General features: G+C 69.7%; 7 protein-coding genes. 4 read left to right on the forward strand and 3 right to left on the reverse strand.

Annotation, left to right across the window (positions count from 1 at the left end; all coding sequences use genetic code 11):
* Positions 1-1,041: a Gfo/Idh/MocA family protein gene (locus WME82_RS29330; RefSeq protein ID WP_438044945.1), complete on the reverse strand. Its 1,041-nt coding sequence runs from the start codon at positions 1,039-1,041 to the stop codon at positions 1-3.
* A 381-nt stretch (positions 1,042-1,422) separates the two neighbouring features.
* Between WME82_RS29330 and WME82_RS29335 the strand changes: the two genes are divergently transcribed.
* Both WME82_RS29335 and WME82_RS29340 read left to right on the forward strand, forming a co-directional pair.
* Positions 1,423-2,193 carry a hypothetical protein gene (locus WME82_RS29335; RefSeq protein ID WP_438038000.1) on the forward strand — a complete coding sequence of 257 codons (771 nt, stop codon included), beginning with the start codon at positions 1,423-1,425 and terminating at the stop codon, positions 2,191-2,193.
* A 169-nt stretch (positions 2,194-2,362) separates the two neighbouring features.
* Positions 2,363-3,748: an IS4 family transposase gene (locus tag WME82_RS29340; protein WP_438038001.1), complete on the forward strand. Its 1,386-nt coding sequence runs from the start codon at positions 2,363-2,365 to the stop codon at positions 3,746-3,748.
* A gap of 76 nt (positions 3,749-3,824) precedes the next feature.
* Here the strand turns inward: WME82_RS29340 and WME82_RS29345 are convergent, their stop codons facing one another.
* Positions 3,825-6,830, reverse strand: coding sequence for a PEP/pyruvate-binding domain-containing protein (locus tag WME82_RS29345; RefSeq protein WP_438038002.1), 3,006 nt, complete (start codon positions 6,828-6,830; stop codon positions 3,825-3,827).
* Positions 6,831-7,181: 351 nt separating this feature from the next.
* Between WME82_RS29345 and WME82_RS29350 the strand changes: the two genes are divergently transcribed.
* A complete protein-coding gene (locus tag WME82_RS29350) occupies positions 7,182-8,117 on the forward strand; it encodes a hypothetical protein (RefSeq protein WP_438038003.1) in 936 nt (311 codons plus the stop codon).
* Between the two features lie 142 nt (positions 8,118-8,259).
* Here WME82_RS29350 and WME82_RS29355 read toward each other — a convergent pair whose 3' ends face one another.
* On the reverse strand, positions 8,260-9,087 hold the full coding sequence (locus tag WME82_RS29355) for an SDR family oxidoreductase (protein WP_438038004.1): 828 nt from the start codon (positions 9,085-9,087) through the stop codon (positions 8,260-8,262).
* A 207-nt stretch (positions 9,088-9,294) separates the two neighbouring features.
* Here WME82_RS29355 and WME82_RS29360 point away from each other — a divergent pair, with 207 nt between their 5' ends.
* Positions 9,295-15,030, forward strand: coding sequence for a CARDB domain-containing protein (locus WME82_RS29360; protein ID WP_438038005.1), 5,736 nt, complete (start codon positions 9,295-9,297; stop codon positions 15,028-15,030).
* The last annotated feature ends 59 nt before the right edge of the window (positions 15,031-15,089 follow it).

Genomic DNA, 15,089 nt, shown 5'->3' on the forward strand with positions numbered 1-15,089 from the left:
CTAGACCCTCTCCCAGCGCCCGCTCTCGACGGAACGGAAGAGCGCGTCGATGACCCGCATGTTGCCCACCGCGACCTCGATCGAATTCTCGACCGGGCTGCCCGTGCGGATGGCGCGCGAGAACGCCTCGCTCTGCAGGTGGTACTGGTCGACGGCGGGGAACGAGGTGCCCCTGGCCGAGCTGCCGTTCAGCGTCGAGCCGTCATCGAGGAAGACCTTGCACGGCTGGTCGGCAGGGGCGTTGAACGGGATCTCGATCTCGAGGCGGCCCCTGGTACCGAGCGCGTTCACGCGCTGGTAGGCCACCGCCTGCGTGCTGCACGTGAACGTCAGGTGCGCGCCGCCGTAGTCGACGAGGCCCGAGGTCAAGCGATCGGTGCCGAACTCGGGATCGCGCTCGACGAGCGCGATCGCCCGCACGGGCTCGCGTCCGAACAGGAAGCGCGACGTGTTCACCGCGTAGCAGCCGATGTCGTAGAGCGCGCCGCCCCCGACTTCCTTGTTGTTGCGGATGTTGGTGGCGTCGCGGTTGAAATACGAGAACGCCGTCTGGACGCTGACCAGATCGCCGATCTGGCCGCCTCGCACCCAGTCCCTGGCCTGCTGCCACTGCGGGTGGTTGCGGATCATGAACGCTTCGGCGATCAGCTTGCCCGTCTCGCGCTGGACGTCGACGAGCGCCTCGGCGTCCTTCGCGCTGAGCGCGATCGGCTTCTCGCACAGGACGTGCTTGCCGGCGCGGGCAGCGCGCTCCGTCCACGTCACGTGCAGGTGGTTGGGCAGCGGGTTGTAGACGGCATCGATCTCCGGATCCTCGAGCAGCTCATCGTAGCTGCCGTACGCCTTCGGGATCCCGAGCGACCGCGCGGCCTCGCGCGCCTTGTCGATGTCGCGCGACGCCAGCGCGGCGAGCTCGGTCAGCGGCCCACGCTTCATGCCGGGCAGGCTGACCGTCAACGCGAAGTTGCTCGCCCCGAGGACGCCCCAGCGCACGGGGGTGAGGGATTCGTCGGACGTCGGACCTTCGGCAGATGTGGACATGGGCACCTCGCTGCTCGCGAAACTAACGGTCGACGGCGCGCCTGTAAACGCTCGGCAAGCACCGGCGGAACCGCCGAGGCACAGCCGCGCCGAGCGCCCCTCGATCTCCTCGCCGCCGATGACGTACCCGAGATCGGCCAGGGGCGTACCAGAGCACGCCATCGAAGTCCCCCTCACGCTCCAGACGTCTGTCCGTCGGACGTCACGCCACGACGTCGACCCGCTCGCTCGACACCCTCAGTATACTCTGCCATTATTACCAGAATTGCAGCCTTTCAGTGGGGGACTGATATGGCTCGAAATACCATGGTAGGTCTGATACCGCTCATCGTTCTGGCCGGAACCGGATGCGGCGAGGACGGAGAGTGGCTGGAAGCGCCCTTGGGCGAAGCGCAGAGCGCGCTCGAGGCCGGCAATGCGCTGAACCCCAACGCGCTGAACCCCAACGCGCTCAATCCCAACGCGCTGAACCCCAACGCGCTGGCAGTCGGCGCCTTGAGCCTCGTCGCCCTTGGCTCGCAGGCGCTGACCGCGATCCTCGACCCCGGGCCGAACGGCGCCCTCTCGCGCGAGCACCTGAGGTACGCCGTCGAATGCGCCCTCGAAAGCTCGCAATCATTCCGCTTCGGGTGGATCGACGTCTCTGGCGTCTATCACGACGAGATCTACACAGGCATGCTCGGACTCGCGAGGAGCTGGGCGTGGGTCCCGCTGGATGGTGACGGACAGCGCTGGGTCTCGGCGTGCCTCGCGGCGCGCACCAACTACTACAGGGTCCCCGTCGTGCTCTCTTCGCGTGGACCCACCAAGGCGATCAACAAACAAAACTCGCCGGAGCTGTCCACGTTCACGAGGGAGGAGGGTGCGTTCTGGGGCAACATCTACGGGAGCTCGCCGGCGCTCTATGCCTGCCATGTTCCAGAGAACGATGCGAGCTCACGCGCCGCGCTTCGCGACTGCGCCGCCGGGCACATCGACGAGACGACTGGCTCCATCCGACCGTGCGGGGCGATCCAGCTCCTTGGCCCGTGTGACGCCTATTGCGACCCCATCGCCCCCAAGAACGGCATCTATCACCCTTCCTGCTTCACGGATCCGGCGAACCGCTCGGCCACCATGAGCTTGCAGCCGATCACGGTCTTCCTCGAATGAGAGGATCTACAGCGGTTTCCGCCCACCTCTGCAAGATGCAGAGCAGAGCGGCGGTCTCCCGCACAGGAGACGGGCCCAGATCGGCGTTTTCGGCGCGCAAGCGCACTCCGGTCTCAGGATCCTACACATCTCGCTTGATGTGTGCTGGGCGACGTGATCAAAGCTGCGGATGGGTTCACCTGCAGCAGAGCACGCAGCGGCACTCGCCGAGGAGATGAGCGACGCGCACTTCGGCGATGCGCGGCTTTCGAAGCGCCAGACCAAGCTGGTGCAGAAGCTGGCGCAGGCGCCGGACAAGAGCTTCCCCTCGCTGCTGTCCGACAGCGAGCTGGAGGCGGCGTACCGTTTCTTCGGCAACGACGCCGTCACGCCCGCGGCGATTCTGGCGCCGCATGTGCGCGCCACCCTCGCGCGCATGGAGGCCGAGCCGGTCGTGCTCGCCATCCATGACACCACGACCCTCTCCTTCCGCTCGGACGGCCAGCGGCAGGGGCTCGGACGGCTGCGCTCCTCGGGGCAGACGTTCTTCGCCCACTTCACGCTGGCGGTCAGCGGCGATGGAACGCGCCGCCCGCTCGGCGTGCTCGATCTGAGCACGCACGTGCGCGACGACGGCAGGACGGACAACGAGCACGACCGCTGGGGAGAGCAGGTGGAGCGAGTCGCGGCCTTGGGCGCTACTGCGCACGACGTGGTGCACGTCATGGACCGCGAAGGCGACGACTACGGCCTGTTCGCGCAGCTTTTGAGCGCAGGGCATCGGTTCGTGATTCGGCTCGCGCACAATCGCCTCGTCGAGGCTGACGCCCTCGGAGAGCAGGCCAAGCTCGAGCAGGCGCTCGCGCATGTTCAAGCGGTGGCCGTACGCGAGGTAGAGCTTTCGCCGCGGCCGGCGGGCAATCGCAGCCCTCAACAGAAACGGCTGCATCCTCCGCGCGCAGGACGCTTGGCCAAGCTCGCCCTTGGAAGCACGCGCGTGACCCTGCGGCGACCGAGATCCCAGCCGCGCGAGCTGCCTGCGACGCTGTCGCTGTGGGTCGTACGCGTCTGGGAGATCGAGCCGCCGCCGGGCGAAGCGCCGGTCGAGTGGGTGCTGCTCACGAGCGAGCCGGTCGAGTCCGTCGAGCAGCTGACGCAGCTGGTCGACTGGTACCGGGCGCGCTGGATGGTGGAGGAGTTCTTCAAGGCCCTGAAGACCGGATGCGCCTACGAGAAGCGCCAGATCGAGGACCTGCACGGCTTGCGCAACGTGCTGGCGCTCTTCGCGCCCATCGCCTGGCAGCTATTGCTGCTGCGCAGCGAGGCTCGGCGCGCTCCGGAGCAGCCCGCGACCGCCGTGCTCACGCCCACCCAGATCGAGGTGCTGCGGGTCTTCGCGCGCAAGCCCCTGCCCGAGAACGCCACGGCCCGCGATGCCTTCCTGGCAATCGCCGGGCTCGGCGGACACCTCCGGCGAAACGGCGAGCCCGGCTGGCAGACCTTGGGCCGTGGCTACGAGCAACTCCTCACCCTCGTCCAAGGCTGGAGCGCCGCGAGGGAGGTGGGGAAAATATGATCAATCCTGAGACTCCGGTGCGCTGAGCACCGAAAACGTCGAGGTGGGCCCGTATCCGAAGCGGGTGACCGTCGCTCTAGTATTCGCGGCAGTCGCCGGGCGCCTCCAGCGTGCCGAAGCTGTAGGGCCGCGCCTGCTTGACCAGCAGCCGGCGCTCCGGGCCGATCAGCTTCCATTCGATCTGCATCGCGTACAGCCGGTTCTCCCCCTCCGGGTCCACCAGCGGCCGGTAATGAGCGTGGACGGCCTCGAGCACGCACCCGAGCCGCTGGACCTCCGGGAACGACAGCACGTCGCGCCCGCGCGACAGGCTCGAGCGCGTGTGGTACTCCGCCTTGATCGTGCGGGGCGGCGGCGTGTACACGATCTCGTCGCTGGTCACGCCGGGCGCGGGGTTGGTGACCGAGGCCTCCCCGATCTGCGCGTTGATGTAGTACTGGCTGTCGCGGGTGGCGTCGAGCGCGTTGCGGCTGATCGCCACGCCCTGCGCGCGCTCGGATTGCCAGGCCTGGTGCACCAGCACGGCCATGGCCGCGCGCGCCTGCTCGACGTGGCCGAACTCGCGCTCGTCGTAAGCGCGCGTGTTCCACAGGCTCGCCCAGACGGTGCGCAGCGCCTCCTCGATGGAGCTCGACTCGGCGTCCAGGTCGCCGCTCGTCGACGTGTGCAGGCCCGCGCCGTTGAAGGTCGCGAGATCCTCGGTGTTGCTGCTGCTGCGCAGGCGCACGCGGTCGCCGCCGAAGCGCTGCTCGATCGCGCCCGTGACCTCGCTCAAGATCGCGGGGTCCACCGGGTGCGCCAGCATCCGCGCCCGCACCTCGGCCAGGCCCTCGGCGTGCGCGTGCGGATCGGCGCGGAACTCGGGATCCTGCTCGAGCTCGGCCAGGAGCTCCGCCGCGCCGCTCGCCTCGAAATGATCCATGTAGTGCGAGAACGGGATCGCGAACGCGGCGGGCGGCACGTACAGCGGCAGCAGGTCGAGCGGGCAATACTGCCCCACGCCGCTCACGCGGTACAGCTCGGCCATGCCTGCCGCCTTGGAGCCGATGCTGTCGCTCATGGCGTAACCCGCGGCGTCGAGCGGCACGACCCCGCGCACCGAGAGGTCGAGCGCCGGCGAGAGCCGCGCGCCGGTCGGCTTGCGCTTCTCCCAGTAAGCGTCCGCCTCCTGCGCGGTGGCCTCGCGGATGTCGAAGTCCGACGCGCGCACCTCGAGCCGCACCAGCTTGCCGAACAGGGCCTTGAGGCGCCCGTCGTCACGCGCGCCGCGCAGGGCCATGTTCGGCGTGCCCCGGCCGCGCGCCAGCACGTTCACGTGCGCGAGCGGCGTCTGGAACGCCTCGGTGATGAGGCCGCCCATGAACGCGGTCTCGTTCGGCACGTCGTCGGTCACCACGATCACGTTCGGCCCGAGCTCGGCCGTCTCCAGATCGCGCGCCGGGACGAACGTCAGCGTGCCAAAGCCCTCGGCCGGGTTCAGCGACTGGTACGTGAGCCCCTTGTACGGCGCGTTCGGCCCCACGATGGGCGCGGTCCCTTCGATCGCCCGCAGCTCGATGATCTGGCGCCCTTCGGTGGGCCGAATCGCCCACGCCTCCGGGTCGGGCACCGCCTTCATCGCCGCGAAGAACGCGCGCCGCATCTGCTCGCCGACGATCTGGTCGCCGGGCGAGAACTCGACGGTCTTGGCTCCGTTGGTGTGCTCGACCAGCGTGCCGAGGAGGTAGCGACGGCCCTCGGACCGGAAGTACTCGGTCTGGCTGAACAAGCCCCAGCCGACGTTGAACTCCGCGGCTTGCTCGGGATCGCAGCGATCGAGGTGGGGCTCCTTCCGGATCTGCTCGCGGACAAAGGTGTAGTGGAGCGCCCAATCGCGCGTGCTCAGGAGGTGCACCGTGTCGTTCGCGGCCATGTCGACGACGAACTTGACGCCGAGCTCACCGACCGCGGTGCCGCCCTCGGCCAGCTCGGCGAAGTCCGCCGCCGTCTCCAGCCGGTGCGTGCGCCCGCTCGCGAGCTCACGCCCCGGCAGCTCGGCGCAGCCCTCGTTCGCGGCGCCGGGGCTCGCCGCCCCGCAGAAGCGCGGCGCCCCGTCGGCATCGGGCACGCGGGCCAGCGACGCGCCCTCGGGCCAGGCCATGAAGTCGATGCGATCGCTCGGCTCCGGGCTGTCCTCGCGCCACAGCGTCGCCACGCCCTCGAAATCGGGCGAGGCCTCGATCTCGGCCGTGTCGCTCGCGCTCACCGGCACGCTCACCCGCTCCCCGGCCGCGAGCGTGACGGACGGCTCGGGCCACGCGAGCAGCACGCCCGCGTCGGCGCCGGGCAGCGCTTGCCCCGGAGAGAGCGCCGCGAGGCGCAGCGCGAAGCCGTCGAGCGCGACGGGCGCGCCGCTCGCGTTCAGCACCTCGACGAACCCCGCGGGCCGCAGCGAGAGCTCGGAGATGACCAGCGGCCCGGCGATGGCCGGGAACGGCTCGGGCCACTGGAAAGGCGCGAAGCGGATGCTGTCGTCGAGGTTCGGCGGATCCGGCGGACCGCAGGTCTCGCCGTTCTCTCGCTCGGGCGTGGCATAGCGGCAGATCGACAGCGCGCCCGTGCCGTCGGGCAAGCGCGCGTAGCTCTCGGACCGCGGCAGCTCCGGCACATTCACGAGGTCGGCGAGCTCGCACGACGCCGACCAAAGCGCCACGCGCGCGCCGGAATTCGAGAGCTTGAACGGCAGGTGCAGCGGGCCCTGCTCCGGCGCGTCGTCGGCCCAGAGCAGCACCGTTCGCCCCGGCCCGAGCGCCATCTTCGGCAGCCGCGTCGCCTTGCCGGACTTGTCGCTCAGCGCGTACTCCCCGAGATCGAGCGCGCGCTGGCCGATGTTCATCAGCTCGATGAAATCGTCCGTCTCGCCGACCTCGTCGACCCAGGCGCCGTCGTTGCCGGTCATCACCTCGTTGATCCGAAGATCGCCGCTCAGCGCAGGCGCGGCGGCCACGGGAAGCTCGAAGTCGCACACCTCCGGCTTCGGTGGGTGCTCCTCCGTCGGGAGCTGGGTCTCGCCCGAGCAGCCGACGCCAAGGGCGAGCGACAAGAGAGCCGCACCCACGCGCGGCTGGGGCCAAGGGTGAACGCGATCGCTGGGTGAGCGCTCCATCATGCATGCTCCCGTCGTTCCTGCACCGTCATGCCCGCTCCGACAGCACGCGGCGTGCCGCACGCACCGGCGCCTGGCGCGGCGCAGAAAGCTCGTGGAATCCAGTCCTTCGGCCGCACGGCGTGGCTCGCCGTGCGCCGGGCTGTGCCAGCTCCTGCGCCGTCACCGCCAGGGGGCCGCGCCGGCTGACACGGTCAGCTGCGCATTCAGCCGGCTCGCGCCTTGGATGCTGGCTTGAGCTCTTGTAGCCTCGCGCGCATGCGTGAAAGCGTGCATGGACGAGTTGCTTTGATCGCTCTCCTCACCTGCGCCCTGGCCGCCTGTTCTGAGTCGCCGCCCGACGAGGGTGGCGCGGGCGGCGGGGGCGCGGGTCCAGCCGGCAGCGGCGGCTCCGGCGGCGCCGCGGAGGCCAGCTCGAGCGCGGCCGAGGGCGCGACCTCCAGCGCCGCGACGGGCGCCGGGGCCGGCGGCAGCGGCGGCGGCGGCGGCGGCGGCGGAGAGCCCGAGGGCGAGTGCGGGAGCGTCTCGGAGGTGCCGCCCGAGCTGGGGTTCGACCCCTTCTACAGGAAGTACGTCGACTCCGCCGGGATTCCCGTCATCAGCTCCGAGAAGGTGCCTGACGCGGCGCTGCTGCGCACCTGCTCGGTGGTCGTCCGCATGCTCGGCCAACGCGACGACGTGCGTCAGGCGATGATCGAGAACCACACGCGCGTCGCCGTGATGGCGGAGACGGAGGTGACAACCGACATCCCCGAGCACAGCGACCTGTACGAGGCGTTCCCGGGGACGGACTGGGACACGCGCGCCCGCGGCCTCGGCGCGACCCCCGCCCGGCCCGCGAGCTCCTGCGCCGAGGAGAATGTCCTGTGTTATCCGAGCGATCCGTACCTCGGCGAGGACATCCTGGTGCACGAGTTCTCGCACGCCATCGCGATCATGGGCATCGCCTTCGTCGAGCCGGCGTTCAACAGGGAGCTCGAGGACACCTTCGATGCCGCGCTCCAGGCCGGGAAATGGGAGAACACCTACGCGGCGACGAACAAGGACGAATACTGGGCCGAGGGGGTCCAGTCCTGGTTCGACGCCAACACCGAGGCGATCCCCACGAACGGGATCCACAACGAGATCAACACGCGGGCCGAGCTGCGCGACTACGATCGGCCGCTCCACGACCTCATCGCCAGGTACTTCGCCGACGACGCTTGGCGGCCGAGCTGCCCTTAGTTCCGCCCGCCAGGAGTCCTGTCCATGGAGCCGGAGAGAGAGAGTTCAACGCCAAGGCGCAAGGACGCAAAGGCGCAAAAGTAACTAATTTAGTGCATCTTTGCGCCTTGGTGCCTTGGCGTTGCTCTCTCTCCGCTGGGCGCTACGCCGCCAGCGCCTCGGTCAGCTTCCAGAGGCGCTCCTGCGCGGCCTCGTCGAGCGCCGCCTCGGCCGCCGGCTTGATGCGGCTCTCCTCGAAGTACTCGCCCGTCACCCCGGCCAGCTCCGGCGCCGTGGCCACGTGCAGCGAGCACTCGGCCCCTTGCTCGGGCGTGAGCAGGAACAGGTTGAAGAGCTTCATAAGGAGCTTTGGATAATCGCGCATCAGGTCGGTCCTGACCACGCCCGGATGGACGGCGTTGACGGTGACGCCGGTGCCCTCGAGCCGCCGGGCCAGCGCCTTGGTGAAGAGCACGTTCGCGAGCTTCGACTGGGCGTATGCCGCGGTCGTGCCGTACTTCCGCCGCTCGAACTGCAGGTCCTCCCAGTCCATCCGGCCGCGGTAGTGCAGCTTCGAGGACAGGACCACGACCCGCGACGGCGCGCTCTTCTTCAGGAGCGGGAGGAGGTCCTGCGTGAGCAGCCACGTCCCCACGTGGTTCACCCCGAACGTCGCCTCGAGCCCGTCCTCGGTCGTGCCGCGCGAGCTCCGCCATACCCCGGCGTTGTTCACAAGGACGTCCAGGCGCTCATGCGCCGCGCGGAACCGCTCGCCGAAGGCGCGGATGCTCGCCTTGCTCCCGAGATCCAGCGCGATCACCTCCACGTCCTTGCGGCCGGTGGAGCGCGCGATGTCGTCGCGCGCCGCCTCCCCTCTGCCCGTGTCGCGGCACGCCAGCACCACCTTCGCGCCGCGCTGAGCGAAGCCGCGGGCCGTCTCCTTGCCAATGCCCGTGTTGCCGCCGGTGACGACGCAGACCTTCCCGTTCATGGTGCTCCTCTCTCAGGTTCCAGCGGTGAGCGCAAGGCCAGCGCGCGCGCCTCGCCACCGAAGACGTCACGGAAACGAAGGCGCCCCCGCCTCGTGACGGCGCAAGGCCCCTATCCCGCGAAACTCCAGAGAGAATCGCGACCCCCTTGACGTGGACGCGCCACCAGCTTCTCCTGATTCTCTATGCTCAGCCTAAGAGTATCTCGGGTGCGACGGGCGTGCTTCGTGTTCGGCATGCTGGCGATGACCGTGGGGTGCGGGAGCAGCGGACCCCCTGACGATCCCGAGCCGATCGGGGCCGCGACCGGGGCGCTCACAGGCGACGAGCCCGACCTCGTGATCTCGAGCGCGAGCGCGCCGCCCAGCGTCCTGCCGGGCGGCTATTTCACGACGTGGGTCACTGTGTGCAACCAGGGCAATTCGGCGAGCTACAGCACCCAGGTCGAGGTGAGTCTGTCGGACGACGACATCATCACACCGTCGGATCCCATCACCGGCTATGCGCCGCTGGGGTATCTCGACGCGGGGCAATGCGTCGAGCTCGGCGTCCAGACCGCCGCGGCCGTGCCGGATGGCGCGTACACGCTCGGCGTCGTGGTGGACTCGTTCGAGCAGGTGATCGAGCTGTCGGAGACCAACAACGCGGCGCTGGCAGGCGAGATCGGCATCGGCTATGGCCCAGATCTCATCGTCTCGGCCGTGAGCGGCCCGCCCAGCGCGCTCCCCGGCGGCGGCTTCGAGGTCCAGGCCACGGTGTGCAACCAGGGCACGACGCCGAGCCAGAGCGCGATCGTGGATGTGCTCCTCTCGCCGGACGCCGCGATCGAGCCGTCGGATCACCTCCTCGGCGGCATCCCGGTTCCATGGCTGGATCCTGGCCAGTGCGAGTCGGTGACCATGCCCGCCAGCGCCAGTGTCCCCGAAGGCGTTTATCACCTCGGCGCGATCGCGCACGAGAACGGCTGGTACGCGGAGCTCATCTCGTCCAACAACGCGCTGGCGGGCGGGCTGCTCGGCGTCGGCTACCAGCCGGACCTCGTCGTCTCGGCGGTGAGCGGGCCGCCGAGCCTGGTGCCCGGCGACACCTTCGACGCCTCGGTCACCGTCTGCAACCAGGGCACCCAGCCGACCTACGACGTCGTAGTCGACCTCGTGCTCTCGCCCGATGCCGAGATCACGCTTGCTGATGTCCAGATCGGCGACGGCTATGCGCCCTACCTGAGCCCCGGACAGTGCTTCTCCGCGACGATCCCCGCGAGCACGTACGTGCCCGACGGCGCGTACACGCTGGGCGCGATCGTGGATGTCCCGGACTGGGTCGTCGAGCTCATCGAGGCGAACAACGCCTCGGCGGGCGGCGCGATCGGCGTCGGCTACCAGCCGGACCTCGTCGTCTCGGCGGTGAGCGGGCCGCCGAGCGCGACGCCTGGCGGCATCATCGACGCCTTGGTGACCGTCTGCAACCAGGGCACGACCCCGAGCTACGGCAGCAACGTGGAGCTGTACGTCTCTTCGGACGCGATCATCACGGCGGCCGACGCCCCCCTGGGCGGCGATTCGGTGCCGTACCTCGATCCGGGGCAGTGCGCGACCCGGACCTTCCAGCCGAGCGTTTACGTGCCTGACGGCGCCTATCACCTCGGCGCGATCGTCGATCCGTACGATGGGGTTCCCGAGCTCATCGAGAACAACAACGCCACAGCTGGCGCCGTGGTCGGCGTCGGCTATCGGCCGGATCTCATCGTCTCCTCGGTGAGCGCCCCGCCGAGCGCCCTTCCGGGCAGCGGCTTCGGCGCCACCGTCACCGTCTGCAACCAGGGCACGAGCCCGAGCTACAGCGCCGCCCTGGAGCTGCGCCTGTCACCCGACGACAACATCACGTGGACCGACCCGCCCGCCGGCGGCGCCCAGGCGCCGTACCTGGATCCGGGGCAATGCGCCGCCGTGACCATCCCGGCGAGCGCTTACGTGCCAGACGGCGTCTATCACCTCGGCGCGATCGTCGATCTGTACAACTCGCAAGAAGAGCTGAACGAGGCCAATAACGCCGCGTCGGGCGGGCTGCTCGGCGTGGGCTATCGGCCGGATCTCATCGTCTCCGCCGTGAGCGGGCCGCCGACCCTCGTGCCTGGCAGCGGATTCAGCGCTTCCGTCACCGTCTGCAACCAGGGCACGACGCAGAGCTACGGCAGCGACATCGCCGTGGTGCTCTCGTCCGATGAGGCGATCACGCCGTTCGACGCGCCCGCCGGGGGCGGCTATGTGCCCGGTCTGAGCCCCGGGCAGTGCGCCTCCGTCGCCGTGCCCGCGAACGCCTACGTGCCCGACGGCGCCTATCACCTCGGCGCCGTCGTGGACCCGGGCGGCTCGCTGCTCGAGCTCATCGAGACCAACAACGCGGCGGCGGGCAGCCTGATCGGCGTCGGCCATGGCCCCGACCTCATCGTCTCCGCCGTGAGCGGGCCGCCGAGCGTGTTCCCCGGCGGCGGCTTCGACGCGTCGGTCACCGTCTGCAACCAGGGCACGCAGACGAGCTACGGCACCCACGTGGAGCTGCGCGTCTCCGCGGATGCGACGCTCACGACCGCCGACTTCGTCGCCGGCGGCGGTCCTGTGCCGTACCTGGATCCGGGCCAGTGCGCCACCGTGACCTTCCCGGCGAGCGCTCATGTGCCCGAGGGTGCCTACCACCTCGGCGCGATCGTCGACCCGCAGGGCGGGGTCCCCGAGCTCATCGAGACCAACAACGCGGGCTCAGGCGCTCGGATCGGCATCGGCTACGCGCCTGACTTCACCGTCGCTTCCGTGAGCGGCCCGCCCAGCGTCCTGCCGGGCAGCGGCTTCGACGCGGAGATCACCGTCTGCAACCAGGGCACGCTGCCGGGCCCCAGCATGGTGGAGCTGCGCCTGTCCGCCGACGCCACGATCACGGCGGCCGACGCGCTCGCGGGCAGCGCGCCGACGCCTTACCTGGATCCCGGCCAGTGCGCGGCCGTGACGATCCCCGCCAGCGTCTACGTGACCGACGGCGCCTACCACCTCGGCGGGATCGTCGATCCGTACGGCGGGCAGCCCGAGTTGATCGAGACCAACAACGCGGCGCCGGGCGATCTGATCGGCGTCGGCTATTGGCCCGACCTCGTCGTCTCCGCCGTGAGCGGGCCGTCGAGCGTGACGCCCGGCAGCAGCTTCAACGCCGCCGTCACGGTCTGCAATCAGGGCACGACGCAGAGCTACGGCGTCGACGTCGAGCTGCTGCTGTCGAACGATGGGGCGATCACGCCCTCGGACAGCCACGCCGGGAACGGCTACGTCCCCGGGCTGAACCCCGGGCAGTGCGCCGCCGTCGCCGTGCCCGCGAGCGCCTATGTGCCCGACGGCGCGCATCACCTCGGCGCGATCGTGGACCCGAGCGGCGCGATCGCCGAGCTCATCGAGACGAACAACGCCGCGGCGGGCAACGTGCTCGGAGTCGGCCACGCGCCGGATCTCGTCGTCTCCGCCGTGAGCGGGCCGCCGAGCATGATCCCTGGCGGAAGCTTCGACGCGTCGGTCACGGTCTGCAACCAGGGCACACAGACGAGCTACGGCACCCAGGTGGAGCTGCTGCTCTCCGCGGACGCGACCCTCACGATGGCCGACTCCCCTGCTGGCAACGGTCCTGTGCCGTACCTGGATCCGGGCCAGTGCGCCACCGTGACCTTCCCGGCGAGCGCTTATGTGCCCGACGGTGCCTATCACCTGGGCGCGATCGTCGACCGGGACAACTGGGTTCCCGAGCTCATCGAGACGAACAACGCCGAGGTGAGCGCCGTGATCGGCGTCGGCTACCAGCCCGACCTCATCGTCTCCGCGGTCAGCGGCCCGCCCAGCGCCATGCCGGGCAGCGGCTTCGACGCTTCCGTCACCGTGTGCAACCAGGGCACGCAGCCGAGCTACGGCAGCGACGTGGAGCTCTACCTGTCCGACGACGCCGCGATCACGGAAGACGACACCCTCGCCGGCGCCGGCACGGTCCCCTTCCTGGCACCCGGGCAGTGCACCTCCGTGCTCGTCCTCGCGAGCGCCTGTGTTCCCGATGGCGCGTATCACCTCGGCGCGATCGTCGATGTGAACGACTGGCACGAAGAGCTGATCGAGTCGAACAACGCCGCCTCGGGCGACCTCATCGGCGTGGGCTTCCAGCCCGACCTCGTCGTCTCGGCGGTCAGCGGCCCGCCCAGCGCCCCGCCGGGCAGCGGATTCGATGCTTCCGTCACCGTCTGCAACCAGGGCACGTCCCCGAGCTACGGGGTCGACCTCGAGCTCTTCCTGTCGAGCGACGACGCGATCTCGCCCGCGGACATCCACGCCGGGAGCGGCTATGTGCCCGGCCTGAGCCCTGGACAGTGCACCTCCGTGCTCGTCCCCGCGAGCGCCTATGGGACCGACGGCGCCCACCACCTCGGGGCGATCGTGGACCCGGGCGAATCGCTCGTCGAGCTCATCGAGAGCAACAATGCTGTGGCGGGCAGCGTGATCGGCGTCGGCTTCGGGCCGGATTTCATCGTCTCCGCCATGAGCGGACCACCGAGCCTCGCACCGGGTGATAACTTCAACGCCGAGGTCACCGTCTGCAACCAGGGCACGCAGGCGGGCTACGGCGGCGACGTGGAGCTCCGCCTCTCCTTGGACGCGACCATCACGACGGCCGACTTCCTGGCCGGAAACGGGCCGGTGCCGCACCTGGCGCCGGGCCAGTGCGCCACCGTGACCTTCCCGGCGAGCGCGTCGTACGTGCCCTGGGGCGCCTATCACCTCGGCGCGATCGTCGATCCGTACGGCTGGACTCCTGAGCTCATCGAGACCAACAACGCCGCGGCGGGCAGCGTGCTCGGCGTCGGCCATGGACCGGACCTCATCGTCTCCGCGGTGGAGGGCCCGCCCAGCGCCCTTCCGGGCAGCAGCTTCGACGCCGAGGTCACCGTCTGCAACCAGGGAACGCTGCCGAGCTACGGCGGCGACGTGGAGCTGCGCCTGGCGACCGACGATCACGCGGCCTACACCGGATTCTACCTCGGAAGCGCGCCGGTGCCGTACCTGGATCCTGACCAGTGCACGGTCGTGACCATCCCCACCTCCCTGGCGGCGCCCGACGGCACCTATCACCTCGGCGCCATCGTGGACCCCTACGCGTGGACGCAGGAGCTCATCGAGACCAACAACACGAGCGCAAGCAGCGTGTTCGGCGTCGGCAGCCGGCCGGATCTCATCGCGTCCGTCGTGAGCGGCCCATCGATCGCTGCGCCGGGCAGCGGCTTCGACGCCATCGTCACGGTCTGCAACCAGGGCACGACCCCGAGCGGCAGCACGAGCGTCGATGTGCTGCTGTCGCCCGACCGGACCATCACGCCCTCCGATATCCATGTTGGCAACGAGGTTGTTTCCGGGCTGAGCCCTGGTCAGTGCGAGAGCATCACCGTGGCCGCCGACGCCTACGCTCCTGACGGCGCCTACCACCTCGGCGCGATCGTGGACCTGAACGGCCCGGTTGAGGAGCTCATCGAGACCAACAACACCACCGCCGGCGACCTGATCGCCATCGGCCACGGCCCCGATCTCGTCGTCTCCACGGTGAGCGGTCCGCCGAGCGCCACGCAGGGCAGCCTCTTCGACGCCTCGATCACCGTGTGCAACGAGGGGACGGCCCCGAGCTATGGCACCATGGTGGAAGTCCGCCTGTCGGCCGACGCGACGATCACGACGGACGACTTCCTCGCCGGAGGCGCCTGGGTGCCGAGCCTCGGCGTGGGCCAGTGCGAGAGCCTCCTCGTTTCCGCTGACACCTACGTCTCCGTGGATACCTACACGCTCGGGGCCATCGTGGACGCCTACGGCGAGGTCCCCGAGCTCCTCGAGGGCAACAACGCCACGGCAGGCGGCGAGCTCGTCGTCAGCTTCTGATCATCGCCCGCTTCCGCATTTCGCGGACGTGACGGCGCTCACCCGGCTCGAGGCGTCGA

The sequence above is a fragment of the Sorangium sp. So ce128 genome, from assembly GCF_051525245.1.
In the GTDB taxonomy this organism is placed as follows: Bacteria; Myxococcota_A; Polyangia; order Polyangiales; family Polyangiaceae; genus Sorangium; species Sorangium cellulosum_B.

Bases quoted from the DNA above. Each gene is read 5' to 3' on its own strand.
- WME82_RS29330 (WP_438044945.1), bottom strand. From the start codon at position 1,041: ATGTCCACATCTGCCGAAGGTCCGACGTCCGACGAATCCCTCACCCCC.
- WME82_RS29340 (WP_438038001.1), top strand. From the start codon at position 2,363: ATGGGTTCACCTGCAGCAGAGCACGCAGCGGCACTCGCCGAGGAGATG.
- WME82_RS29355 (WP_438038004.1), bottom strand. From the start codon at position 9,087: ATGAACGGGAAGGTCTGCGTCGTCACCGGCGGCAACACGGGCATTGGC.